The sequence below is a fragment of the Roseovarius conchicola genome, from assembly GCF_041403425.1.
GTDB lineage: Bacteria > Pseudomonadota > Alphaproteobacteria > Rhodobacterales > Rhodobacteraceae > Roseovarius > Roseovarius conchicola.
In genome coordinates, this window is sequence record NZ_JBGEHK010000003.1 from 1 (window position 1) to 20,123 (window position 20,123).

At 59.6% G+C, this 20,123-nt stretch carries 25 protein-coding genes; 15 read left to right on the forward strand and 10 right to left on the reverse strand.

The window, feature by feature from the left end; translation table 11 throughout:
• Nucleotides 1–206 precede the first annotated feature (206 nt).
• From V6N02_RS09290 to V6N02_RS09305, 4 genes are all read left to right on the forward strand, one after another.
• Nucleotides 207–368 (forward strand): DUF1328 domain-containing protein, encoded by a 162-nt coding sequence (locus V6N02_RS09290; RefSeq protein ID WP_371225280.1) that lies wholly within the window; start codon nucleotides 207–209, stop codon nucleotides 366–368.
• A gap of 76 nt (nucleotides 369–444) precedes the next feature.
• On the forward strand, nucleotides 445–711 hold the full coding sequence (locus V6N02_RS09295; RefSeq protein WP_371225281.1) for a hypothetical protein: 267 nt from the start codon (nucleotides 445–447) through the stop codon (nucleotides 709–711).
• Between the two features lie 99 nt (nucleotides 712–810).
• On the forward strand, nucleotides 811–984 hold the full coding sequence (locus V6N02_RS09300; RefSeq protein ID WP_371225282.1) for a hypothetical protein: 174 nt from the start codon (nucleotides 811–813) through the stop codon (nucleotides 982–984).
• A gap of 35 nt (nucleotides 985–1,019) precedes the next feature.
• Complete coding sequence (locus tag V6N02_RS09305; RefSeq protein ID WP_371225283.1) at nucleotides 1,020–2,294, forward strand: DUF2254 domain-containing protein; 1,275 nt, start codon at nucleotides 1,020–1,022, stop codon at nucleotides 2,292–2,294.
• A gap of 35 nt (nucleotides 2,295–2,329) precedes the next feature.
• Here V6N02_RS09305 and V6N02_RS09310 read toward each other — a convergent pair whose 3' ends face one another.
• Together V6N02_RS09310 and V6N02_RS09315 are read right to left on the reverse strand one after the other, a co-directional pair.
• The gene (locus V6N02_RS09310) at nucleotides 2,330–2,752 is read right to left on the reverse strand and encodes a DUF4112 domain-containing protein (protein ID WP_371225285.1); all 423 of its coding nucleotides are present in this window, start codon (nucleotides 2,750–2,752) and stop codon (nucleotides 2,330–2,332) included.
• A 164-nt stretch (nucleotides 2,753–2,916) separates the two neighbouring features.
• Nucleotides 2,917–3,876 (reverse strand): YihY/virulence factor BrkB family protein, encoded by a 960-nt coding sequence (locus tag V6N02_RS09315; protein ID WP_371225286.1) that lies wholly within the window; start codon nucleotides 3,874–3,876, stop codon nucleotides 2,917–2,919.
• A gap of 140 nt (nucleotides 3,877–4,016) precedes the next feature.
• Here V6N02_RS09315 and V6N02_RS09320 point away from each other — a divergent pair, with 140 nt between their 5' ends.
• From V6N02_RS09320 to V6N02_RS09330, 3 genes are read left to right on the forward strand one after another with little or no spacing between them, the layout of a single operon-like run.
• Nucleotides 4,017–4,490, forward strand: coding sequence for a hypothetical protein (locus tag V6N02_RS09320; protein ID WP_371225288.1), 474 nt, complete (start codon nucleotides 4,017–4,019; stop codon nucleotides 4,488–4,490).
• Complete coding sequence (locus V6N02_RS09325) at nucleotides 4,483–4,878, forward strand: phage holin family protein (RefSeq protein WP_371225290.1); 396 nt, start codon at nucleotides 4,483–4,485, stop codon at nucleotides 4,876–4,878. The genes V6N02_RS09320 and V6N02_RS09325 overlap by 8 nt, the downstream gene beginning before the upstream one ends.
• Nucleotides 4,871–5,605, forward strand: coding sequence for a DUF3618 domain-containing protein (locus V6N02_RS09330; RefSeq protein WP_371225291.1), 735 nt, complete (start codon nucleotides 4,871–4,873; stop codon nucleotides 5,603–5,605). The genes V6N02_RS09325 and V6N02_RS09330 overlap by 8 nt, the downstream gene beginning before the upstream one ends.
• Nucleotides 5,606–6,069: 464 nt before the next feature.
• Here V6N02_RS09330 and V6N02_RS09335 read toward each other — a convergent pair whose 3' ends face one another.
• Nucleotides 6,070–6,855 (reverse strand): EcsC family protein, encoded by a 786-nt coding sequence (locus V6N02_RS09335; protein WP_371225293.1) that lies wholly within the window; start codon nucleotides 6,853–6,855, stop codon nucleotides 6,070–6,072.
• Between the two features lie 39 nt (nucleotides 6,856–6,894).
• Nucleotides 6,895–7,380: a GNAT family N-acetyltransferase gene (locus V6N02_RS09340; protein WP_371225295.1), complete on the reverse strand. Its 486-nt coding sequence runs from the start codon at nucleotides 7,378–7,380 to the stop codon at nucleotides 6,895–6,897.
• Nucleotides 7,381–7,466: 86 nt separating this feature from the next.
• Here V6N02_RS09340 and V6N02_RS09345 point away from each other — a divergent pair, with 86 nt between their 5' ends.
• Nucleotides 7,467–8,072 carry a flavin reductase family protein gene (locus V6N02_RS09345; RefSeq protein ID WP_371225297.1) on the forward strand — a complete coding sequence of 202 codons (606 nt, stop codon included), beginning with the start codon at nucleotides 7,467–7,469 and terminating at the stop codon, nucleotides 8,070–8,072.
• A 176-nt stretch (nucleotides 8,073–8,248) separates the two neighbouring features.
• Nucleotides 8,249–8,788 (forward strand): hypothetical protein, encoded by a 540-nt coding sequence (locus V6N02_RS09350; protein WP_371225299.1) that lies wholly within the window; start codon nucleotides 8,249–8,251, stop codon nucleotides 8,786–8,788.
• Nucleotides 8,789–8,869: 81 nt separating this feature from the next.
• Here the strand turns inward: V6N02_RS09350 and V6N02_RS09355 are convergent, their stop codons facing one another.
• Nucleotides 8,870–10,504, reverse strand: coding sequence for a SulP family inorganic anion transporter (locus V6N02_RS09355; RefSeq protein WP_371225301.1), 1,635 nt, complete (start codon nucleotides 10,502–10,504; stop codon nucleotides 8,870–8,872).
• Between the two features lie 135 nt (nucleotides 10,505–10,639).
• Here V6N02_RS09355 and V6N02_RS09360 point away from each other — a divergent pair, with 135 nt between their 5' ends.
• Genes V6N02_RS09360 through V6N02_RS09370 form a run of 3 tightly spaced genes read left to right on the forward strand, consistent with a single transcriptional unit; the run spans nucleotide 10,640 to nucleotide 13,268 of the window.
• Nucleotides 10,640–11,515: an S-methyl-5'-thioadenosine phosphorylase gene (locus V6N02_RS09360; RefSeq protein ID WP_371225303.1), complete on the forward strand. Its 876-nt coding sequence runs from the start codon at nucleotides 10,640–10,642 to the stop codon at nucleotides 11,513–11,515.
• Nucleotides 11,512–12,792 carry a DoxX-like family protein gene (locus tag V6N02_RS09365; protein ID WP_371225305.1) on the forward strand — a complete coding sequence of 427 codons (1,281 nt, stop codon included), beginning with the start codon at nucleotides 11,512–11,514 and terminating at the stop codon, nucleotides 12,790–12,792. Before V6N02_RS09360 ends, V6N02_RS09365 begins: the two co-directional genes overlap by 4 nt.
• Nucleotides 12,789–13,268 (forward strand): DUF2269 family protein, encoded by a 480-nt coding sequence (locus V6N02_RS09370; RefSeq protein ID WP_371225307.1) that lies wholly within the window; start codon nucleotides 12,789–12,791, stop codon nucleotides 13,266–13,268. The genes V6N02_RS09365 and V6N02_RS09370 overlap by 4 nt, the downstream gene beginning before the upstream one ends.
• Before the next feature lie 64 nt (nucleotides 13,269–13,332).
• On the opposite strand, the gene V6N02_RS09375 is transcribed toward V6N02_RS09370, so the two are convergent.
• Entirely contained in the window at nucleotides 13,333–13,941 is a 609-nt protein-coding gene (locus V6N02_RS09375; protein WP_371225309.1) for a hypothetical protein, read from the reverse strand.
• Nucleotides 13,942–14,076: 135 nt separating this feature from the next.
• Between V6N02_RS09375 and V6N02_RS09380 the strand changes: the two genes are divergently transcribed.
• Nucleotides 14,077–14,703 (forward strand): LysE family translocator, encoded by a 627-nt coding sequence (locus tag V6N02_RS09380; protein ID WP_371225311.1) that lies wholly within the window; start codon nucleotides 14,077–14,079, stop codon nucleotides 14,701–14,703.
• A gap of 14 nt (nucleotides 14,704–14,717) precedes the next feature.
• Here V6N02_RS09380 and V6N02_RS09385 read toward each other — a convergent pair whose 3' ends face one another.
• On the reverse strand, nucleotides 14,718–14,903 hold the full coding sequence (locus tag V6N02_RS09385) for a hypothetical protein (protein ID WP_371225313.1): 186 nt from the start codon (nucleotides 14,901–14,903) through the stop codon (nucleotides 14,718–14,720).
• A gap of 308 nt (nucleotides 14,904–15,211) precedes the next feature.
• Here V6N02_RS09385 and V6N02_RS09390 point away from each other — a divergent pair, with 308 nt between their 5' ends.
• A complete protein-coding gene (locus tag V6N02_RS09390; protein WP_371225315.1) occupies nucleotides 15,212–15,751 on the forward strand; it encodes an adenine phosphoribosyltransferase in 540 nt (179 codons plus the stop codon).
• A gap of 28 nt (nucleotides 15,752–15,779) precedes the next feature.
• Here V6N02_RS09390 and V6N02_RS09395 read toward each other — a convergent pair whose 3' ends face one another.
• Nucleotides 15,780–16,793 (reverse strand): NAD-dependent epimerase/dehydratase family protein, encoded by a 1,014-nt coding sequence (locus tag V6N02_RS09395; RefSeq protein ID WP_371225317.1) that lies wholly within the window; start codon nucleotides 16,791–16,793, stop codon nucleotides 15,780–15,782.
• Between the two features lie 129 nt (nucleotides 16,794–16,922).
• Between V6N02_RS09395 and V6N02_RS09400 the strand changes: the two genes are divergently transcribed.
• Nucleotides 16,923–18,263: a flavin monoamine oxidase family protein gene (locus tag V6N02_RS09400; protein ID WP_371225319.1), complete on the forward strand. Its 1,341-nt coding sequence runs from the start codon at nucleotides 16,923–16,925 to the stop codon at nucleotides 18,261–18,263.
• Here the strand turns inward: V6N02_RS09400 and V6N02_RS09405 are convergent.
• On the reverse strand, nucleotides 18,256–19,725 hold the full coding sequence (locus tag V6N02_RS09405) for an alpha/beta fold hydrolase (RefSeq protein ID WP_371225321.1): 1,470 nt from the start codon (nucleotides 19,723–19,725) through the stop codon (nucleotides 18,256–18,258). The genes V6N02_RS09400 and V6N02_RS09405 overlap by 8 nt on opposite strands.
• Before the next feature lie 82 nt (nucleotides 19,726–19,807).
• Entirely contained in the window at nucleotides 19,808–20,092 is a 285-nt protein-coding gene (locus tag V6N02_RS09410) for a glycine cleavage T C-terminal barrel domain-containing protein (RefSeq protein ID WP_371225834.1), read from the reverse strand.
• Between the last annotated feature and the right edge of the window lie 31 nt (nucleotides 20,093–20,123).

A 20,123-nucleotide genomic window follows, 5' to 3' on the forward strand; every position in this document is an offset into this window, starting at 1 on the left:
TCGCCGTGGCTCTTACGTGTTCCGGGTTTCTGTCTCATCTCCACTCCTTGGTGGTTACGATGGGCCAGAAACCCTCCCTTATCAAATCGCCCTAAACTGTCCCATCGACGCTGACGTCAGACACGATGGGCCTGTCGCGTTTTGTCATCAGAAGGCAGCAGAGATGCTCTGCACGCCAAATTGTAAGAAAACAGGAGGTAAGTCCCATGCTTGGTTGGGCTGTTACATTCTTCATCGTTGCGCTGATCGCTGGTGTCTTGGGCTTTGGCGGCATTGCCGGAGCATCCGCTGGGATCGCACAAATTCTGTTTGTGATTTTCCTGGTGCTGTTCGTCGGGTCGCTGATCATGCGCGCGATGCGAAGCTGACATCATCGAGTGGCGGCGCGAGCCTTTGGTATTGCGTCGCCCCGTCAACGTTTCACCTGCGAAGGAGGACATTCAAATGGCCAGTACGACAACAACAGAGAAGCCCCGTTCGAAGCCGGACACGACCAAAGACGCGATTGCCGAGCGCGTGAAAGCGCAGGTAGAGGAGGGCGTCGCGCAAACCCAGGACGCGTTGGAGCAAGTGGCGTCCCAGACCGCAGACGAGCTGCGCAAGGTGAGCGACCAGAGTTCGAAATTCGTGCGGGAAAACCCTGGGATCGCCGTGGCAGGTGCAGTCGGCATCGGCGTCCTGATAGGCTTGGCCCTTCGTGGACGGGGCTGACCTCGCGATTGTTGCCACACAGTCGATGGGGTCGCGGTTGATGCTGCGGCCCTTCTTTCGCTTCGCAGAAATTGAAAAGACTTTGAGAGAGGTGCAGACATGACAGCTCCTGACACGAATATCGAAAAGCAAAAACGGCGCCATCTGCCAGTGCTTCTGGGCTTCGCGGGCGTCGCGGTTCTGGTGGTCGTTTTCGCAATGTCATTCGCCGGCGGTGCCGTGGATGATGACGGCGAGAATATTGCACCCGCGGCCGTTTCAGAAAGCGGCTAGACAGCAGGGCAAACTATGTCCCTTAATCGAGAGACATGTCAGATACCGAAAGGCGGGATTTGCCCCAAGCGAACATTTTGCAGCGCCTGCAGCAACTCAGGCGCGTCAGCCGTGTCCTTTGGGTGCGGGTGGCACTCATTCTGGCACTTTCGGTCTTCGCGGCCTTAGCCGCTGAATTACTCGATCCCTTGATCCCCCAAGGGCCAAAGGACCGTTTCACAGCCGCGGCGACCTTGCCGATCCTCACGATCCTGGCCAACAGCATGCTGGCCGTTGCCACGTTTTCCCTGGGTGTGATGGTGTCGTCTCATCGCACCATGGCCGAGCAGACAACACCGCGTATTCACCGGCTCTTGATGGAAGATACATCGACCCAGACCATGCTCGCGACATTTCTGGGCGCCTTTGCTTTCGCCTTGTCCTCCATCATCTTGTTTCGTGCCGGCTACTATAGCGACAGCGCATCGGTGATTGTGTTTGCCGCCACGGTGCTGGTGGTGATTGCGATCATTGTCTCGCTGGTGCGCTGGATTCACCAACTGTCGCGCATCGGCAGCATGGATTACGCCCTTGAACGCGCCGAGCGAACCGCCAAGGACACACTGCACAGTTTGAAAAGATGGCCCAATCTGGGCGGCAAGGCATTGCAGAAAGACGATATCCCCGGCACGTCCAACGTTATCACGGCACCGACCTCCGGGTTTCTGCAACGGCTTGAAATGCAGAACCTGCAGGATTGCACCGCTGAAACCGGTGGGCAGGTCTTTGTTCAGATCATGCCCGGCGACCTGATCCTGCGTGGTCAGGCGATGGCTTACGTGACGGGTGACGCAGATGCACAGAACATCGCCAAGTGCTTTGTCATCGCCGCCAACAGGAGCCCCGAACAGGATCCGCGCTATGCCATTCAAGCCATGCGGGAAACGGCCTCCAAGGCGCTGTCTCCGGGCATCAACGATCCGGGAACAGCGGTTGAGGTTGTCGGTCGTCTTGAACGCTTGTTATGGGATGGGTTGTCCGTAGAGGCCGATGAAGACGGGCCGCTTTATGATCGGGTCTTTGTGAAATCCATCGCCAACAGCACACTGATCGAAACCGCGTTTCGCGACATTTCGCGTGATGGCGCCGCTTTCGTTGAAGTGCTGATTGCCGTGTCCAATGCCCTCGATGCTCTTGCCAGCCGTGACTTCGCAGATGACGCTGACGCAATTGACGCGCTGCGCACCGCCTTGCAGGAGCATGCAGATCACGGTCTGAAAACCGAGAATGAGCGGTCCCGGTTTGAGGCGGGGATCAGTCAAGAATCCTGACATCGATCGCCGCTAACGAACCAGTCTGCTGTCGTTCAGAGCATTTGGGCCGGTAGTGGGCAGGCATTCCCGGGATCATCCTGTCGCACGTCTTCCTCGATCTCCCGCCGCATTATCTCGACCTTCAGCAAGGCAACATTACGTTGGTGTGACTTGAAGAAAATGTCAAAGGCATCGCCGACAATCGGAATCGCGCCCATCAACATATCGACACCCGTGATCACTCCCATGCGCGCCAATACGCGTTTGCGGGCGCCCATCCGGGCTCCTTCGGCGATCATCAACGCCCCCGGAATCGCGGTCGCCGCTGCGCCAACTCCGGGGATCAGGCCTAGAAGCGAGTCCCAGCCAAGGGATATGCCAAAAATCCGAAAACGGCTGTCGAGCGCGCCGGCCAGCGTTTCCAGTCGTTCGACCCGCACGCGCGTGTTGACCGATTTCAAGAAGTCTGATGGCATTGGATGGCTCCCATATTGTGATCTGTGTCGCCGCGCCGGATCTGGCGAACCTGCCAGCCTCCGATCTCGCGCCGAACTGGCACGTATGCGTCGGCCACGTCGTGCGTTGAAAAGCGACTTTTAGCGTCTCTGTAGGTTGAACGCATGGTCACCCGGATGGTTCCTCAGGTCCGGGGACTTTCCCGAAACCGCTCACCCAGGTGATCCGCCTTGAACGCGCCGCGCTGTCCCATGGGCTGGCTTGGCCCTATGGTCGTATCCCGCGCGGTCTGTGCCTCTACTTCGGCATCCAGTTGCGCGCCCAGCAAGACCACAAAGGCCGAGAGCCAAAGCCATGTCAGCAGAATAACCACACCGGCAAGCGCGCCGAAGGTTTCGTTGTAGGCTCCGAAGGACTCGACATAGAGGCTGAAGCCAAAGCTGCCCGCCACCCAGAGCGCGCAGGCCAGCAACGCCCCGGGCGACAACCAGCGCCACTTTGCGGGCCGGCGACTCGGGCCATAGCGATAGAGCGCCGCAATGGCAAAAACGCCGATGCCGAACATGGCAGGCCAACGCAGGGTCAAGGCAAGATCGGCCAGATTCTGATTGACGCCGATGAAAACAAGGGCGGCCGGGATCGCCGCCACGACAAGAACCGCAAGGGCCAGCACGACAATCAAGGACAGCGTCAGGGCAAGCGTCACGGCCTTCAACAGAACAACATGACGCTCTTCTGATTCATTATTGATGATGTTCAGCCCCTGAATGACGCTGCCCATCCCCTTTGAAGCGGACCAGAGCGCCAGCCCTGTCGCCAGGATGGCAGTCCAACCCAGCGAGTCAGGCCGCGCCCCTGCCACCTGTGCAATCTGGGCTGCGATCATATCAGCGGCCTCTGTGGGCAGCACATCGAGCAGGAACTGCGACCGATCCAGCAAAAGCGAGGCATCAAACATCAGACCCATAATCGCAACCGTTGCCGTAATGGCCGGGAACAGTGACAACAGCCCGTAAAACGCCACCCCCGCCGCGATCAGGCCCAGCCGATGCTTGCCCAAACGGGTCCAGATGCGCCAGCCAACATCCAACCATCCACGTGGTGGAATTTTGAACGGTGAATGCGCGCCGCGCCCACGGGACATGGTTCTCTCCTACGATTAATCACTCTCCCAACGCACGAAGCGTAGGGGTTGTTCCCACGCACAGCATGCAGAGGGTGTGGAACCGATCATGTGGCTGCGCGTTAGGGACACAACACGCATTGAACACGGAGGATGCCGACATGTCGGACAAGACGACCCTGGCGCAGGATGCTAAAAGCCAGATCAGAGATATCAGCAGCGCCGCGAAGGACCGTGTTGCGGCCGAGGTCGGTGCCAAGGCCGACGCCGTGCGTCACACCGCTGCTGACGAGGTTCAATCTGCCGCAGATGCCGCTGAGGTGGCCGCCGGTCAGTTTGACAGTCACAGCCTTCAGGCACAGGCGGCCCACCGCATCGCCGATCAGATCGAAGGCGTGGCCACCCAATTGCGGACAACGGATATCAACAGCCTTGTCGCTCAGACCAGCGATTTTGCCCGCCGCAACCCGCTGCTTTTCATTGGCGGGGCCGCGGCCCTTGGCTTTGCCGCCACGCGCTTTCTCAAGGCACGTGATCCGCACCCCTCTACCTCTTTCGATCATGACGATCCGTGGGGCAGCCCCCAATCGCATGCGGTTCTGGCTGACATCAATGGAGGTCGGCAACATGGATAACCCCGACATTCGCGAAGCACCGCAGCTTCTCACCACGACCTTGCGTCAGTTTTTCACGCTGGTGCAGAATGAACTGAAATTGGCGCGGGCCGAGATGTCCCGCAATCTTTCGCGGGCCGGCACCGGGCTTGTTTTCTTCGGTGTCGCTGCCCTGTTGGCTCTTGTTGCGCTGAATGTTCTGGCGTCGGCATTGGTCGCCTACATCGCCGAAACCGGACTATCTGTCGGCATGGCCGCATTGATCGTTGGTGGCGGATTGCTCGCCCTCGCTTGCATCCTCGCCCTGGTTGGCAAGCAACGTTTGTCAGCAGACGCCATCGCCCCGTCCAATGCGACCCGCAATCTGAAACGCGATATCGAAAGCATCAAGGAGACGACCCATGGCTGATCTGGACACATTGGAAGCACAGGTTGAACAGGATCGGGCCGCCCTAAGCCGCTCGCTCGATGCCTTGACCGCAACCGTCGCGCCCGATCACATCGCGCAGCAAATCGGCTCGACCGCTCAGGCCTATGGTGGTGAACTGGGAACCCAGGCGTGGCGCGCCGCGCGCGACAACCCCGCCGCTTTCGCCCTCGTCGGTGCGGGGCTGGGCCTACTGCTGACCGGCGCAGGCACGCGCGACGAAAAGGCCGTCAGACGGACGAACTCGGTCGCTCCCAATGACGCCCTGACCGGTTTTGACCAACGCGTTGCAAAAGCTGACGCCGAAATGAAAGAGGAGATGACCGGAATGATTGATCCCGAACCCAAAGCCTCACGCCTGCGTGCCGCCCTTGATCACGGGCTCGACAAACTGCCCGATGCCTCGCGCAATCGCGTGATGAAAGCGCGCGAAGCTGCCATAGAGGCTCAAGAGAAGGTGGAAGCACAAGCCGCCCGCATGGCCCGCAAAACCAAGACCTTCGCGCATGAGCAGCCTCTTGCCGTCGGTGCCTTGGCGCTTGGTGTCGGTGCTCTGATCGGCGCGTTGATGCCATCGTCTCGAAAAGAAGACGAGTTGATGGGCGCGCATCGTGACGCTCTGATGCGAGATGCCGAAAAGACGCTGCGCGCAGAGATGGAAAAACTCGGCACCGGCGCAATGGATCAGCTCAGCAGGCACACAGCATAAGCCATTTGCCGGCCGGCGAAGTGCTTCGAGTCCGGACGAAGGGTTTCAACAAAGCGCTTAAAACACTTGAAAGCCAGAGCGGTGTAAGCCGGGATCCCTCGACGATGAAGTGGTCCCAACTTCTCTGACGGGTTTGCAGCTTCGCTAAGGTGGATCGGATTTAGGTTTCATGCAGATTCCTATGCGGACGACCTTCCGTATTGGGAAGAAGTTCTCGGCAGGGCAGAGCCTGATTGGTCCCTACACGCTGAACGTCAACGATATGAAGCTTGGTGGGTGTCAGGGATTTAATACACGTGATCAGTGTTTCAACTACCTGAAAGACAGTTTCACGACGGGAAAATGCCCGGCACGCAAATACCTATTTGCATCCCCAAGTAGGGATTACGAATGTCGAACGGCAGTTTTTCGGCCAAGGACGATCATTGAGCCACGGAAGCGCGGCGTTTCACATCCGCTCGCGCTTACCCGGCCCGTTTGATCGGGACGGCGGCGCGTTGGCGGAACTCTTCCACCAGATCCTCATGATCGCGCCCGGCGTCAATCGCCAGACGACGCAGGCCGAAATGGACGTGGGCCATCTGCTGGTAATAGCTTGTATAGGCATAATTGGTGGCCGCCCCGGCAGCCGCACCCAGAACCGGCACGGTTTGCGCGGCCAGTTTCTGACCCATCACCGTGGCAAGACGCGGCGCAACCCGGGCAATCAAACCCTGTAAGGCAGCCCCAGTCACGGTCACCCGCGTGCCGAGAAAGGCCATGTCGGACCCGTCGTCATGATCCAGCGGTCCAGCGGCGGCAAAGACCTGAATACAGTCGAACTGAACACCTTCCTCAGACGGGTCAAACCCGTGTTCCACCGCCACATCCTGAATGGCCCGCAGCAGGATCGTTGTGGTCACGGGCAGTTCGGCCATCGCCGAGGGCACACCGCCAAAGCCACCCGCCGCCCCCATCGCCGTGGTCACCGCGCGCGACAGCCAACCGGGTTGGCCACCCACAACATCACGGGATCGGTTCGCCGCGCTCATCGCCATCCGCAGCGCCTGTTCGGTGCCATCCCCCAGCCGCGCACGCATCTCGCCCGGCAGGCGATCCAGAAGGTTTTCGGCCTGCCCGCCAATCATGTTCAGCAGTTGGATACCGGCGTTTCCGGCCTGCGCATGACGGCGCACCAGCGCATCCAGCCGCGTGTCGACATTGTCATCCGCGATGGCGTGATCCAACAATTCCATAAGGCCTCCCGTCATTGCACCTTTCCCTCAAGATCGGGGCTGCGCGCGTTGAATTCAAGCGTCGCGCGCGACAAGGCCCCTGACGGCATCCCATGCGCCGGGGACCAGATCACGGCCCAGAATACGTTCAGGATTGGTCGGCGGGGGCATCTGAACACCGTCCAGCCGGGCAAAGCCAAACCGGCTATAATAGGGCGCATCGCCGACCAGCATCACCCGTTCCCACCCGCTCTCAGCTGCGCGATCAAGGCTTTCCAGGATCAGCGAACCGCCCAGCCCTTCGCCCTGATGGGTCGGGTGCACGGCGATGGGGCCCAGCAACAGCGCACGGTTTTCGCCAATCCGTACAGGCCAATAGCGGATCGCACCCGCCAGAATGCTATCGGCGTCGCGCGCCACCATGCTGAGCCCTTCCACGGGTGGCACATCATCGCGCAGCCGGTAAGACGACAGCGCCTCACGCCCCGGTGCAAAGCACAGGTCATAAAGCGCCTCGACCTCCCACCAGTCATCGGCTGTTTCGGGCTTGAGTTCCAACACCTTAAGCGTTCCGTCACGAATTTGGCTGGAACTGCGCCTAGCACGGGCGTAAGCGTTGCACAAACCACTTACGCAAGGGCAAGCGCATGTTCTACGAACCCAGAAACGGCCACGGAATGCCGCATAACCCGTTCAACGCCATCGTCACGCCGCGCCCCATCGGCTGGATTTCAACGCGCGGTGCGGACGGGCAGGACAACCTTGCCCCCTATTCGTTTTTCAACGCCGTGGCCTATGTGCCGCCACAGGTGATGTTTGCCTCAACCGGCGTAAAGCCGGATCGCGATGGCACCAAAGACAGCGTGGCCCATATCCGCGAAACGGGCGTGTTTTGCGTCAACATCGTAGAAGAGGCCATGAAAGACGCGATGAACCAGACCTCGGGGCCGTGGGAGGCTGGGGTGGATGAGTTCGCCGATGCCGGTCTGGGAAAAGCCGCCTGCGAGACGATAGACTGCGCCCGTGTGGCCGTTGCCCCTGCGTCGCTGGAATGCAAGCTGACACAGATCGTGCAACTGCCCGGTGCGGCCAATTTCGTGGTGTTTGGCGAGGTGACGGGCGTGCATATGCGCGAAGACTGCGTTGTGGACGGTCGATTTGACGTCACCCGCTTCAACCCGCTGACGCGGTTGGGCTACATGGATTACTCGGTCATCCGCGAGGTGTTTTCGATGGAGCGACCGGGCGAATAGGCCCGTTTTCAAAGCCTGACTATCCGTGCCTAAACAAGGTGACTTGGTCTGCTTCGCGGACATGGCTGACATTCTACTAAACACACCAAAGTCGATTTTACCATGTATTACAGCTTGAACTATTAGTTCGGAGCAGGGACGATAAATTTCGATCATTTTTACATTGAGGTTTAGCGATGCGTTTTGGGGCAATTATATTGTCGATTTTTTTCGCGAGTTCAGCTTTTGCCGAGACCGTAATCCGACTTCCGCGCGAAAATCTTCCAGTTGGCACCGTTCTTATCTATGAAGGCGTTAGAGGAATACAAAAGCGTCGTATCACGGTGAACAATGACCAGCGTATAGTAATAGAAGTGTTGGAAGCAAACGACGACGAGCGTGTGAGCCTAACATTGGTTTTTGACGGTCAGGGGCTAGCAAAAGAAGCTGTCTACCCTTCTGGCCTGAAACTCATATATGAGCCCCATAATTGCTTCAGAGTTATAGGTGATTGCAATTACGATTTCATTCACCCAAATGGTAATGTGTACAAGCGCAAATACCGTTCCGAGTTTGTAGACGGCGTTCTGACCGGTCAGAAAGTGGATGAAAGCGGCTTTGTTCTTGAAACTTTTAAAATGACATTTAGCAGCGATGGCATGCTCGAAAGCTACTTGTATAGAAGACCAACATCGGCTGAGGGTGTAACGAAGTTGATATCAGTAATTGATCCGTAACGTGTGAGGCCTTCAAATTCAGCGAGATGGATTAGTCTGTCTAGGCTCAAACCTGCCCTTTGCCGCGTGCGCAGCCAGCCGTCAGTGCCCGCCCAAAATCCCCGTTTTCACGCCATAATCCACCGCGATTTCGTAATCGGGATCATCGTCGCTATCGACCATCAGGTGGCCTGCCTTGGTCAACAGCTTGTGGCAATCGCGGCTGAGGTGGCGCAGCATGATGCGCTTGCCCGCCGCCTCGTACTTGCCCGCGATCCGCTCGATAGCCTGCAGGGCGGATTGATCCACTACCCGGCTGTCGGCGAAGTCGACGATTACCGTGTCCGGATCATCTTCGATATGGAAGAGCTCGGAGAACCCTTCGGCCGACCCGAAAAACAACGGGCCTTTGATCTCGTACACCTTGGCCCCGGCCTCGGTCTCGGAGGGGCGTTCAATCGCGTGGATACGTGTCGCGTTGTTCCACGCATAGGCCAGCGCCGAGACGATCACCCCGACGACCACCGCGATGGCAAGGTCGTATTTCACCGTGACCACTGTCACCAGAACGATCACCAGCGCATCGGTCAACGGCACTTTGCGCAGGATGGTCAGCGAGTTCCACGCGAATGTCCCGATCACCACCATGAACATCACACCCACCAGCGAGGCCAGCGGGATCTGTTCGATCAAGGGCGCGGCGAAGAGGATGAAACTGAGTAAAAACAACGCCGCCGCGATGCCCGCAATTCGCGTGCGCGCGCCGGATTTCACGTTGATCATCGACTGCCCGATCATCGCACAGCCGCCCATGCCGCCAAAGAAACCGGTCACAATGTTGGACGAACCTTGCGCGATGCATTCCTGCGAGGCCCCACCGCGATTACCCGTCATCTCGCCCACGAGGTTCAGGGTCAGCAGGCTTTCAATCAGGCCAATCGCGGCCAGAATAACGGCATAGGGCAGGATGATCTCAAGCGTTTCCAAATTCAACGGGACCACAGGAATATGAAAGCTGGGAAGCCCGCCCTGGATCGAGGCCAGATCACCGACACTCGGCACGTCCAGGCCCAATGCAATGGCCAAGCCGGCGACGACGGCGATCCCCGCCAGAGGCGCAGGCACGATCTTGGTGATCCGCGGCATGATCCAAATGATCCCCATGGTCAGCGCCACAAGGCCCAGCATCAATGTCATTTCACCCGCAGGCAACCACTCACCGCCGCTCATCCCGTGGCCGGTATTGACCATGGTGCCGGGCACTTTGAACTGCCCCATCTGAGCGAGGAAAATCACGATCGCCAGACCGTTCACAAAGCCCAGCATCACCGGATGGGGCACCAGACGGATGAATTTGCCCCAATGCATCGCGCCTGCAATGATCTGCAGGATGCCCATCAAAACAACGGTCGCGAACAGGTACTCAACGCCGTGCTGGGCCACCAGTGACACCATCACCACGGCCAAAGCGCCTGTCGCGCCGGAAATCATGCCCGGACGCCCACCAAACAGCGCCGTGATCAACCCCACGAGGAAAGCCGCGTAAAGCCCGACCAGCGGGTTCACCCCGGCGACAAAGGCAAAGGCCACCGCCTCGGGCACCAAGGCCAACGCCACGGTCAGCCCCGCAAGGATTTCGATCCGCAAACGGCCGAACGTCAGGTGTTCGTCCTGCATGATGTTCAAATCGGCCTGACCCAGCCGCTTGGCGAAGCGGCCCATTAATGCTCGGTTCATGTGATGTCCTGTTCCTGCGCAGACCCGCCCTCTAACGCCTGTGTTCTAAGAAGGCCATAGCCTGTTTGCCCACATCGCTTTTCATTCGCGGAATGGCGGCGTAAACCTCACATATCGGGCAAAAACGAGGGCGATATGACCAAAACAAGGATCGGTGTGATCGGCGGTTCGGGCCTCTACCAGATTGACGGTCTGGAAGACGCAACGTGGCAAAGCGTGGGCAGCCCGTGGGGCACGCCCTCGGATCAGGTTCTGACCGGGACGCTGAACGGCGTGGATATGGCGTTTCTGCCCCGGCACGGGCGCGGACATGTGCATTCGCCCACGACGGTGCCTTATCGCGCCAATATCGATGCCCTCAAACGTCTTGGCGTGACGGATGTGATCAGCGTCTCGGCCTGCGGGTCGTTTCGCGAAAACATGGCGCCGGGTGATTTTGTGATTGTAGATCAGTTCATTGACCGCACATTCGCGCGCGAGAAATCCTTTTTCGGCATCGGTTGCGTGGGCCATGTCAGCCTGGCTCATCCCACCTGCCCGCGCCTGTCGGACACCTGTGAGACAGCCGCACGCGCAGCGGGGATCAAAGTACACAAGGGCGGCACCTATCTGGCAATGGAAGGTCCGCAGTTTTCCACGTTGGCCGAAAGCAAGATGTACCGCGAGGTCTGGAACTGCGATGTGATCGGCATGACCAACCTGCCCGAGGCCAAACTGGCCCGCGAGGCCGAGCTTTGCTATGCCTCCGTCGCGATGATCACCGATTACGACAGCTGGCACCCCGATCATGGCGAAGTCGACATCACCGCCATCATCGAAACCCTGACCGGCAACGCCGACAAGGCCCGCAATATGGTGTCACAGCTGCCTGACCTGTTGGGCACCGAGCGTACCCCCTGCCCGCATGGGTGCGATCGCGCACTGGACTACGCGATCCTGACGGCCCCCGAGGCCCGGGATGCAGCGTTGGTGGCCAAGCTGGATGCGGTGGCCGGACGGGTCTTGGGATGACAGGCGGCGGGCGATCGGTTCTGATCCTCGGGGCCGACGGCTTCATCGGACGCCACATCGCCTTTCATCTGCGCGCCGAGGGATGGGATGTTCTGGCCTCTGCGCGCCGCACTGCAAGACTGGAACAGATGGGCTTTGCCACGTTTCGCGCTGACCTCGGCGACCCAGCCACCCATACGCCTGAATTCTGGCGCACAGCCCTTGCCGGTGGGCGTATGATCGTCAACGCTGCGGGCCTGCTGACCGGATCGGATGCGGCCTTCAAAGCTGTGCATGTCGATGCCCCGACTGCGGCCTATGCGGCGCTGGAGCCCGGCGCGGGAGGGCTGTTGATCTCGGCCGTAGGGATTGAAGCCGATACCCCCTTCGCCCGCTGGCGCCGCGCCGGAGAAGAGGCCGCCGCCAAGGCCGGGCTGACCCTATTGCGACCGGGTCTGGTGATGGGCGAGACCTCTTATGGCGGCACCTCATTGGCCCGGGCTCTTGCGGCCTTACCCGGCGTGACGCCGGTGGTTGGAGGCGGTGATCAGGTGTTCAACCCGATCCATGCCGACGATCTGGCCCGGGTCGTGGCCACATGCCTGATCACCCCGCCCGGCCCGGGACATTGGGAGATTGGCGGGCCCGAACGGATCACACAGGCCGGGCTGCTGACGGGCCTGCGCAATTGGCTGGGGTTGCGGCCCGCGCGCTTGTTGCCACTTGGAACAAAGCTGGCCAATCTGCTGGGCGCGCTGGGGGATGCCTTTCGGATGGGTCCAATTTCACGCACATCGGTGGCACAGCTGGCCCACGGGGTCGAGGCGGATGAGCGACCCTTAAGCAACCACCTTGCAGTCACACCGCGCGGAGTGACCCAGTTTCTGGCGGCACGTCCGGCAGGCACGCAGGATCTGTGGCATGCCCGCTTGTTTCTGTTGCGCCCGCTTCTGCGCCTGACCTTGATGATGCTTTGGCTGGCCTCGGGGCTATTGGGCCTGTTTTTGCCGCCAGAAAGCTTCTTGCCATTGATGGCGCAGTCCGGCCTGCCAGATGTGGCTCTGATCGTGTTGGCACGGGGCTTTGGAATGATCGATCTTGCCATCGCCTTGGCCCTGGCGCGCAATTGGCGGCCTTTTCTGACGGGCGCGACGCAACTGGCTGTGGTTGGCGGATATACGATCGGGTTTACTCTGCTGGCTCCAGCCCTTTGGCTCCTGCCTTTGGGCGGGTTATTGAAGAACCTGCCCATTCTTGTGCTGATCCTGCTGTGGATCGTGTTGGAGGACGAGAGGTGATCGACCCGTACCTGGTCATGAAATGGGTGCATATCCTGTCCAGCACCGTCTTGTTCGGCACCGGGATCGGCACGGCCTTTCAGATGGTCTGGGTGATGCGCCGGGGCGATCCGCACCAGATCGCAGGCGTGGCCTCGGGCGTGGTTTGGGCCGACTGGCTCTTTACCACGCCAGCGGGGGTGATCCAGCCCGCGACCGGCCTGTGGCTGGTCTGGTATCTGGGCTATCCGCTGGACGCACCGTGGTTGGTTTTAACCTATGCGCTCTACGTGCTGGCGTTTTTTTGCTGGGCCCCGGTGGTGCATCTGCAAATCCGCATCCGCGATCTGGCCCGCGAGGCCAATGCCGCAGGTGCCTCCCTGCCTCCCGAGGCCCGTCGCGCCTATCGCATCTGGTTTGCCCTTGGCTGGCCTGCCTTTGCCGCGCTGATGGTGATCTTCTGGCTGATGGTCGCAAAACCACCGCTTTGGGCTTAAGTCAGCCCCAAGGCCCGGAATGCGGCAGGGTTACAACACCGGGCACAGTGGCCGGGCGGGTGCCTCAGTCCTGATCCTTCAAGGTGATGTAGCCCTGATACAACGTCTGCGAGGCGGCCCAACGCTGATCATAGAAGATGCGCCAGGACAGGCCAGCGACGACCAAAGCGACGGCCACTATGCCCCAGCCCATCCCGCTGATCGCGGCCCAGAAAGCGAACATCAGGGAGGCGAAGCAAACCGTCCTGAAAAACTTGGAAACTGCTTCCAGCTTGTCCGCATCCCCAAGTAACTCCTTGTGTTTAGATGTGCCGAGCGCCGTTTTGGCGAAGTGATACGCACTATCGCCCTTGCCCAACGCCGCCCCGGCCAACGCGCGCGCGCGATCGCGTTTGGGATCGCCAACCACCTCGCGCCGTCGGTTGGCCAGATAGTCGTAAGGAACATTCAACAGGTGAGAGGCGTAAGCAAAAAGAATGCCAATCACCCATGACACCACCACGAACCCGATGAGCCAGAGCGGTTGACTGGCCCAGCCGGTCGGGACCGAAGCGTTCAGCCAATCTGTTTTTTCCAGAACCAACAGCAATGCCGCCGCCCCCGGCAGGAAATAGGCCAGAAGATCAACGGGATCGCGCGTGATCAAATCCAAAAGACGTTCAAATGGTTTCATGTCCAGCTCCGCGGCTGATAATGACCCGAGCATATCACAGACCGCATTGGGTTTCATCGCAACTAAGCAAAGCTCCGCTTGCAATCTGGTCATGCGATAAGGCAGGTTCGCTACGTAACCGAAAGGATGGCCCCTATGCCCCTTGATCTCTGGCTTGCCTTTGTCGCCGCCTCGACTGCCCTATTGTTGATCCCCGGCCCTACCGTGCTGCTGGTGCTCAGCTATGCTTTGTCACAGGGCAAGCGGGTTGCCGTTGCCTCGGCCACGGGCGTGGCATTTGGCGACCTGATTGCAATGACCGCCTCGCTTCTGGGCCTTGGTGCCTTGGTTCTGGCCTCGGCCACGTTATTCACCGCGATGAAATGGATCGGGGCCGTCTACCTGATCTATCTGGGCATCAAATTGCTGCGCGCGCCTGCCTCAACCGGGTTGGAGGCGACAACACCACCGGATAGCACGCCGCGCCGTGTTTTTGGTCACACCGCCACGGTCACTGCGCTCAATCCGAAATCCATTGCGTTTTTCATTGCCTTCGTGCCGCAATTCGTTCGGGTCGATCACCCTCTGCTCCCGCAGTTCGCTATCCTGATTGCCACCTTCGTGGGGCTGGCCGCGATCAATGCACTGGCCTATGCGCTGGCCGCCGACAAGCTGCGCCAGACCATCAAGCGTCCGGGTGTGATCACATGGCTGACGCGCGGTGGCGGTGTCGCACTGATCGGGATGGGTGTGCTGACGGCAACCTTACGGCGCGCAAATTGACGCCGTAGCGCGCACTAAGACGCACTATTTTCCTTCATAAACCTGCGGATAAAGCCGCGGATTTCGCGCGCGGCGCTGGTGTCCAGCTCCTTGCACAGATCGACGAAATCATCCCGCTCATTCTTGTCCAGCCTCAGCACCAACTGACTGTTCTTCCTGCCTGATTTCTTCTTGGGCTTTTTTTCGTCAGTCTTGCTCACCTGAAACTGTTCCTTTTGACGCCTTGACTTTTCGTCAATACAATGTATATACATTTCATATACCAGTGAAGGCATTTTAATTGGCCCCAAGTCAGAAAGGAACAAAAAATGACATTGCAGGCAGCCAAAACCTTCCTCGTGCATGATCGGCTTGATTGGGCACGCCCCCATCCCGAATGGATTTCAAAACGCGCTTTCCGTCGGCTTTTCGGGTCCAATCCCTAAGCTGTGCGGCGAACCGCCTCTTGATCAACGCAGTACAATCCGCCAAACGGGGCAGGCAGTTTTGACCTAGCCCGGGGCGGCCCATGCCAGACCAGAAAACCGTTAAGGATTACATCCGCACCATCGTGGACTTCCCGCATGAGGGAATCCTGTTTCGCGATGTAACCACGCTGTTCGCCGATCCGCGCGGGTTTCGCATGGCGATTGATCAGATGCTGCACCCCTACGCAGGCCAGTCAATCGACAAGGTTGTCGGGCTTGAGGCACGCGGCTTTATCTTGGGCGGAGCAATTGCCCACCAGCTAAGCGTCGGGTTCGTACCGATCCGCAAGAAGGGCAAACTGCCCGGTGCGGTGATTTCCGAAGATTACACGCTGGAATATGGCGAGGCCGTCGTGGAAATCCATGATGACGCCATTCAGCCCGGTGAAAAGGTGTTGCTGGTCGATGATCTGCTGGCCACGGGCGGCACTGCAGAGGCCGGGATCAAACTGATCGAGCGGCTGGGCGGAGATCTTATCGGTTGCGCCGTGATCGTGGACCTACCCGAACTGGGCGGGCGCAAGCGGATCGAAGCGATGGGCGTGGATGTCCATGTGCTGTGCGAATTCGATGGCCTTTAGGCCCTCACGGCACCCATAAACCCCGCTGCTATTTCTGATAATACTCCCGATACCAAGCGACAAAGGCTGCAATCCCCTCGCGCACGTTGGTTTGCGGTTTATACCCAGTCAGGGCGTGCAATAGATCGGCATTGGCCCAGGTTGCGGGCACATCCCCCTTTTGCATCTCCATGAAGTTGCGTTTGGCTTCCACACCCAGCTCGGCCTCTATCGCATCGACAAAATCCAGCAGTTTCACAGTCTCCGAATTGCCGATATTGACCACCCGGTAAGGCGCCACCGGCGACAGGCTGTCGCCCTCGGCAATGTCATCGGCACTGTCCGGGCGCACCGGCACCGCGTCGATCAGCAAGCGGATTCCACGTACCAGATCGCCGACATAGGTGAAGTCGCGGAACATCTCGCCGTGGTTGTAGATGTCGATTTCGCGCCCTTCCAAAATCGCATCCGTGAACTTGAAATAGGCCATATCAGGCCGCCCCCAGGGCCCATAAACGGTGAAGAACCGGAACATGGTGGTCGGCAGGTTCCACAGATGCGCATAGGAATGACCCATCGCCTCGCTCGCCTTCTTGGTGGCGGCATAAATCGTCATCGGGCTGTCGGCCTTGTGGGTCTCGGCGTAAGGCATTTCGGTATTGGCGCCATAGACCGAACTGGTTGACGCCATCAGCAGATGTTTGACCTCGTGGCAGCGTGCAATCTCCATCACGTTGAAGGTGCCCACCACATTGGCATCGATGTAAGCACGTGGATTTTCAAGGCTATACCGCACCCCAGCCTGCGCGGCCAAATGCACGATGACATCCGGTTCAAAGGCATTGGCCACGGCGTCCATGGCCTCGTGATCCTCGAGCATCACCTCGCTGGCGGTAAACCCGGGCGATTGCAGCAGCATCTGGTGACGTTTCTGTTTCAGGCCCACATCGTAGTAATCGGTCATCCCGTCTATGCCGTGCACGATCATCCCATCATCCAGCAGCACCTTGGCCAGATGATACCCGATGAACCCTGCACTGCCTGTCAAAAATACCCGTGTCATGCTTGCGCCTTTTCTTACCTTCCTTGGCGATAGCCTGCGGTCAATGACGGCACAAGACAAGAGGGACTGGTCAAACGGGAAACTTCCGGTATATTTCCATTGAATGAACATTCAATCGGAGATTCTATGATGCCCACATCCACCCCCTATTCTCGTCGTGCGATCCTGAGCGGGCTTGCCGCGTTCGGGGCGGCCCCTGCCCTTGCCTCGACACCCTCGGGCGACGTGGATGTGGTGATCATCGGGGCAGGTATTGCCGGTCTGACCGCCGCGCGCACCTTGATGGAAGCAGGGCACAGTGTCACCGTGATCGAGGCCGCCGACCGGATTGGCGGGCGCGCCTACACCGAAAGCGACACGTTCGGAGTGCCGTTCGATCATGGGTGCAGCTGGATCAACCACGCTGACAAAAACCCATGGGCCCTGCTCGCCAAACGCGGCGGTTTCGAGTTGCTTGATCACACCTCGGCGGGCAGCGCCTATTACGTGGATGGTGAACTGGCCAACTCGGCCCAGCGCAAGGCCAACAATCAGGCCTGGGGCGCTGTGACAGACGCGCTGGCCAAAGCTGGCACCGCAGGTCTGGATGTCGCGGCCAGTACCGTGATGCCCGAGGGTATGGACGGTATAGGTCTGCCGCAGACCTGGATCGGGCCGATGGACTGGGGGGTCGATTTCAAAGACCTTTCGACCAAGGATTACTGGAATTCGGAAGACAGCTATCAGGATCTTCTGGTCCGCGAAGGGTTGGGCAGTGTGGTTGCCCATTATGGCCGCGACGTGCCTGTTTCGCTCAACACCCCTGCCAAATCCATATCGTGGGGCGGCGATGGCGTGCTGGTCGAAACAGACAGCGGCACAATCCGCGCCAAGGCCTGTATCTGCACCGTTTCGACGGGTGTCTTGCAATCCAATGCCATCAATTTCTCTTCGCCCCTGCCCGATTGGAAACAAGCGGCGATTGACGATCTGCCCATGGGTCTCCTGGCCAAAGTCACGTTGCAATTCGACGATACGCGGCTGGGCTTCATCCCCAATCACTGGATGGATTACTACGTTCCCAATGAACTGCCAGCCGAGGCCGCATATTTCCTGACGTGGCCCTTTGACTTCAACTATATGGTTGGTTTCATCGGGGGTGACTTCGGGTGGGAGCTGTCCCGCGCCGGACAAGATGCCGCCGTCGATTTTGCTTTGGGAGAGGTTGTTAAAATCGCGGGTTCAAAGGCCCGTGACATGTTCATCAAGGGTCATCTGACCGATTGGGCCACCAACCCGCTTGTGTTGGGCGGGTATGCCGCTGCGCGCCCGGGCCGCCACGACGCCCGTGCCGATCTGGCTCGTCCCGTCGAGGATCGGCTTTTCTTTGCGGGCGAGGCGATGGCCACGCCCTATAACGCCCTATGTTCGGGCGCATTCTTCAGCGGCCGGGATACAGCGCAAAACGTGATTACTGACGTGCTTACATAACGGCGGAAAACAACGGCGTGCTGGCCGCGATCGACCAGGCCAGCACGATCCCAAGGCCCAGTCCAACCGCCTCGGAGCCTGCGCGTTTGGCCACAAAGCGGCCCATTGTGCCAAAGACCAGATAGAACAGCACCAGCACCGGCAGGACGGTGAAGAGCAGCCCAAACTGCTCGGGCCATCCAATCATCAACCCAGTGAGCGCTGCGAGCGGGACAACCCGCGCCAGCACGCGCTGCCAGAGCGTCGCATCGGCCACCAACAGCCGATCCGCCATAAGAAACGGCACCGTGCCCAACAACAGAAGGGCCATCAGTTGCAAGCGCTGCCCCGCAGGCAGGAACGCAGCCCAATAGCGGTCCATCGCCAGCGAGAATACAAGGCACAAGCCCAGAACCATCAGCAAACCAACCGGATCAATCCTGTCCGGTGCGCGCCCGAACCGAGCCAGAATGACCAGCCCGACCACGCCCCAAACCAGGAAAAAGACCATCAGGTGACCGAACGCCGCCAACCCCAGCAACGCCCCGCCCATCCCCACTGCTCCGCCCATCGCGGGCACCACGGGAGCGATCAAGGCCACCAGAAAGCGCCCCGTGGACAAATACGGTATGGTCATACGTTGTTGCGGCACGGCCTGCGCGGCCCACGCACCGAGGATTACAAGGCTGATCAACAATCCAGGGATCGCGCGGCCTGTGACGCGGGCATCGCCACGCAGGTCGTGATCCAACGCCTCGGCCAGCCAGTTGCGCGTCTCCGCCAAGGTCACAGGGCTATAGAGCACCCCCAGATGTTCGGTCATCGGGGCCATGGCGGCGCGACGCGTCACATCGCCTGCTCGCACGGTCTGCCCTTCAACCGCGCCGGGGTCCAGCAGGTGCACCGCCTCCAGCGCCACGGCGCGCAACCGCGTCTCCCATTCGCCCGACAGGATCAGCAGGTTCTTGGGCCTGTCCGCGCCCACGGCTTGGGAATACATCGAAATCGCAACCAATGCGCCCACATCCGGCAATACCTCGGCGGCGCGGACGATGATATCCGTCGCCATGGAATGTCCCAGCAAGGCCATCGGCCCGTCCAACCCGGTCTCGTCACGCACGGCCTGCGCGACCGCCACGGTTTGCGTGACTAATTGGGCGGTTGTCCCTTCAATCCGGGTGATATCGCGCGACATCACACCGCTGCTGCGCCCATGGCCGAGAAAATCAAATGCCGCGACGGTGAACCCGCCCCGCGCCAGATCGCGCGAGATGGCCTGCATCATCTGTGTCGAGCCTGCAAACCCGTGCGTGACCACCACCAACGGGCCGCCAGTATCGCCATAAAGCGCCACCGGGCCGGCCACGGTCTCAAGCTTTGTTTCAGCCACGCTGGCGCGGTCCGCCTCCAGCACCCAAAAGCACCAAAGGCTCAAAAGAACGGCCAGCGCGCGGATCGCATTCGGGAACAGCTTTCGTTTCATATCGGAGATTTAGGCCGAGTTGTGGGTGTTCCCACAGTATTGCCATCAAGCCCCTCGGCAAGAAAGAGGCGCGGTCGCCCCCTTAGCCGTGTGTCCGTGACTTTTCAGGATCATAAACCGGGGACGCAACAACAGTGGCGCTGGTTTCAAACCCGTCACCCGATACCATCAACGACGCTCCAAAGGACAGGTCTGGGCGGATATGGGCAAGCGCAAGCGACTTTGCCATCCGGTGCGAATAACAAGGGCTGTTGATGACGCCAACCTCTTCACCACCTGCGATCAAAGTCTCCCCGCCCTCAACCATATCGGAATGATCAATCTCAAGGCAGACATTCCTGACCTTCTCTCTTCCCTTCGCGGCCATCACCGCGCTTTTGCCCCGGAAATCCCCCTTG

Bases quoted from the DNA above. Each gene is read 5' to 3' on its own strand.
- V6N02_RS09290 (WP_371225280.1), top strand. From the start codon at position 207: ATGCTTGGTTGGGCTGTTACATTCTTCATCGTTGCGCTGATCGCTGGT.
- V6N02_RS09295 (WP_371225281.1), top strand. From the start codon at position 445: ATGGCCAGTACGACAACAACAGAGAAGCCCCGTTCGAAGCCGGACACG.
- V6N02_RS09300 (WP_371225282.1), top strand. From the start codon at position 811: ATGACAGCTCCTGACACGAATATCGAAAAGCAAAAACGGCGCCATCTG.
- V6N02_RS09305 (WP_371225283.1), top strand. From the start codon at position 1,020: ATGTCAGATACCGAAAGGCGGGATTTGCCCCAAGCGAACATTTTGCAG.
- V6N02_RS09310 (WP_371225285.1), bottom strand. From the start codon at position 2,752: ATGCCATCAGACTTCTTGAAATCGGTCAACACGCGCGTGCGGGTCGAA.
- V6N02_RS09315 (WP_371225286.1), bottom strand. From the start codon at position 3,876: ATGTCCCGTGGGCGCGGCGCGCATTCACCGTTCAAAATTCCACCACGT.
- V6N02_RS09320 (WP_371225288.1), top strand. From the start codon at position 4,017: ATGTCGGACAAGACGACCCTGGCGCAGGATGCTAAAAGCCAGATCAGA.
- V6N02_RS09325 (WP_371225290.1), top strand. From the start codon at position 4,483: ATGGATAACCCCGACATTCGCGAAGCACCGCAGCTTCTCACCACGACC.
- V6N02_RS09330 (WP_371225291.1), top strand. From the start codon at position 4,871: ATGGCTGATCTGGACACATTGGAAGCACAGGTTGAACAGGATCGGGCC.
- V6N02_RS09335 (WP_371225293.1), bottom strand. From the start codon at position 6,855: ATGACGGGAGGCCTTATGGAATTGTTGGATCACGCCATCGCGGATGAC.
- V6N02_RS09345 (WP_371225297.1), top strand. From the start codon at position 7,467: ATGTTCTACGAACCCAGAAACGGCCACGGAATGCCGCATAACCCGTTC.
- V6N02_RS09350 (WP_371225299.1), top strand. From the start codon at position 8,249: ATGCGTTTTGGGGCAATTATATTGTCGATTTTTTTCGCGAGTTCAGCT.
- V6N02_RS09355 (WP_371225301.1), bottom strand. From the start codon at position 10,504: ATGAACCGAGCATTAATGGGCCGCTTCGCCAAGCGGCTGGGTCAGGCC.
- V6N02_RS09360 (WP_371225303.1), top strand. From the start codon at position 10,640: ATGACCAAAACAAGGATCGGTGTGATCGGCGGTTCGGGCCTCTACCAG.
- V6N02_RS09365 (WP_371225305.1), top strand. From the start codon at position 11,512: ATGACAGGCGGCGGGCGATCGGTTCTGATCCTCGGGGCCGACGGCTTC.
- V6N02_RS09375 (WP_371225309.1), bottom strand. From the start codon at position 13,941: ATGAAACCATTTGAACGTCTTTTGGATTTGATCACGCGCGATCCCGTT.
- V6N02_RS09380 (WP_371225311.1), top strand. From the start codon at position 14,077: ATGCCCCTTGATCTCTGGCTTGCCTTTGTCGCCGCCTCGACTGCCCTA.
- V6N02_RS09390 (WP_371225315.1), top strand. From the start codon at position 15,212: ATGCCAGACCAGAAAACCGTTAAGGATTACATCCGCACCATCGTGGAC.
- V6N02_RS09395 (WP_371225317.1), bottom strand. From the start codon at position 16,793: ATGACACGGGTATTTTTGACAGGCAGTGCAGGGTTCATCGGGTATCAT.
- V6N02_RS09400 (WP_371225319.1), top strand. From the start codon at position 16,923: ATGCCCACATCCACCCCCTATTCTCGTCGTGCGATCCTGAGCGGGCTT.
- V6N02_RS09405 (WP_371225321.1), bottom strand. From the start codon at position 19,725: ATGAAACGAAAGCTGTTCCCGAATGCGATCCGCGCGCTGGCCGTTCTT.
- V6N02_RS09410 (WP_371225834.1), bottom strand. From the start codon at position 20,092: ATGGCCGCGAAGGGAAGAGAGAAGGTCAGGAATGTCTGCCTTGAGATT.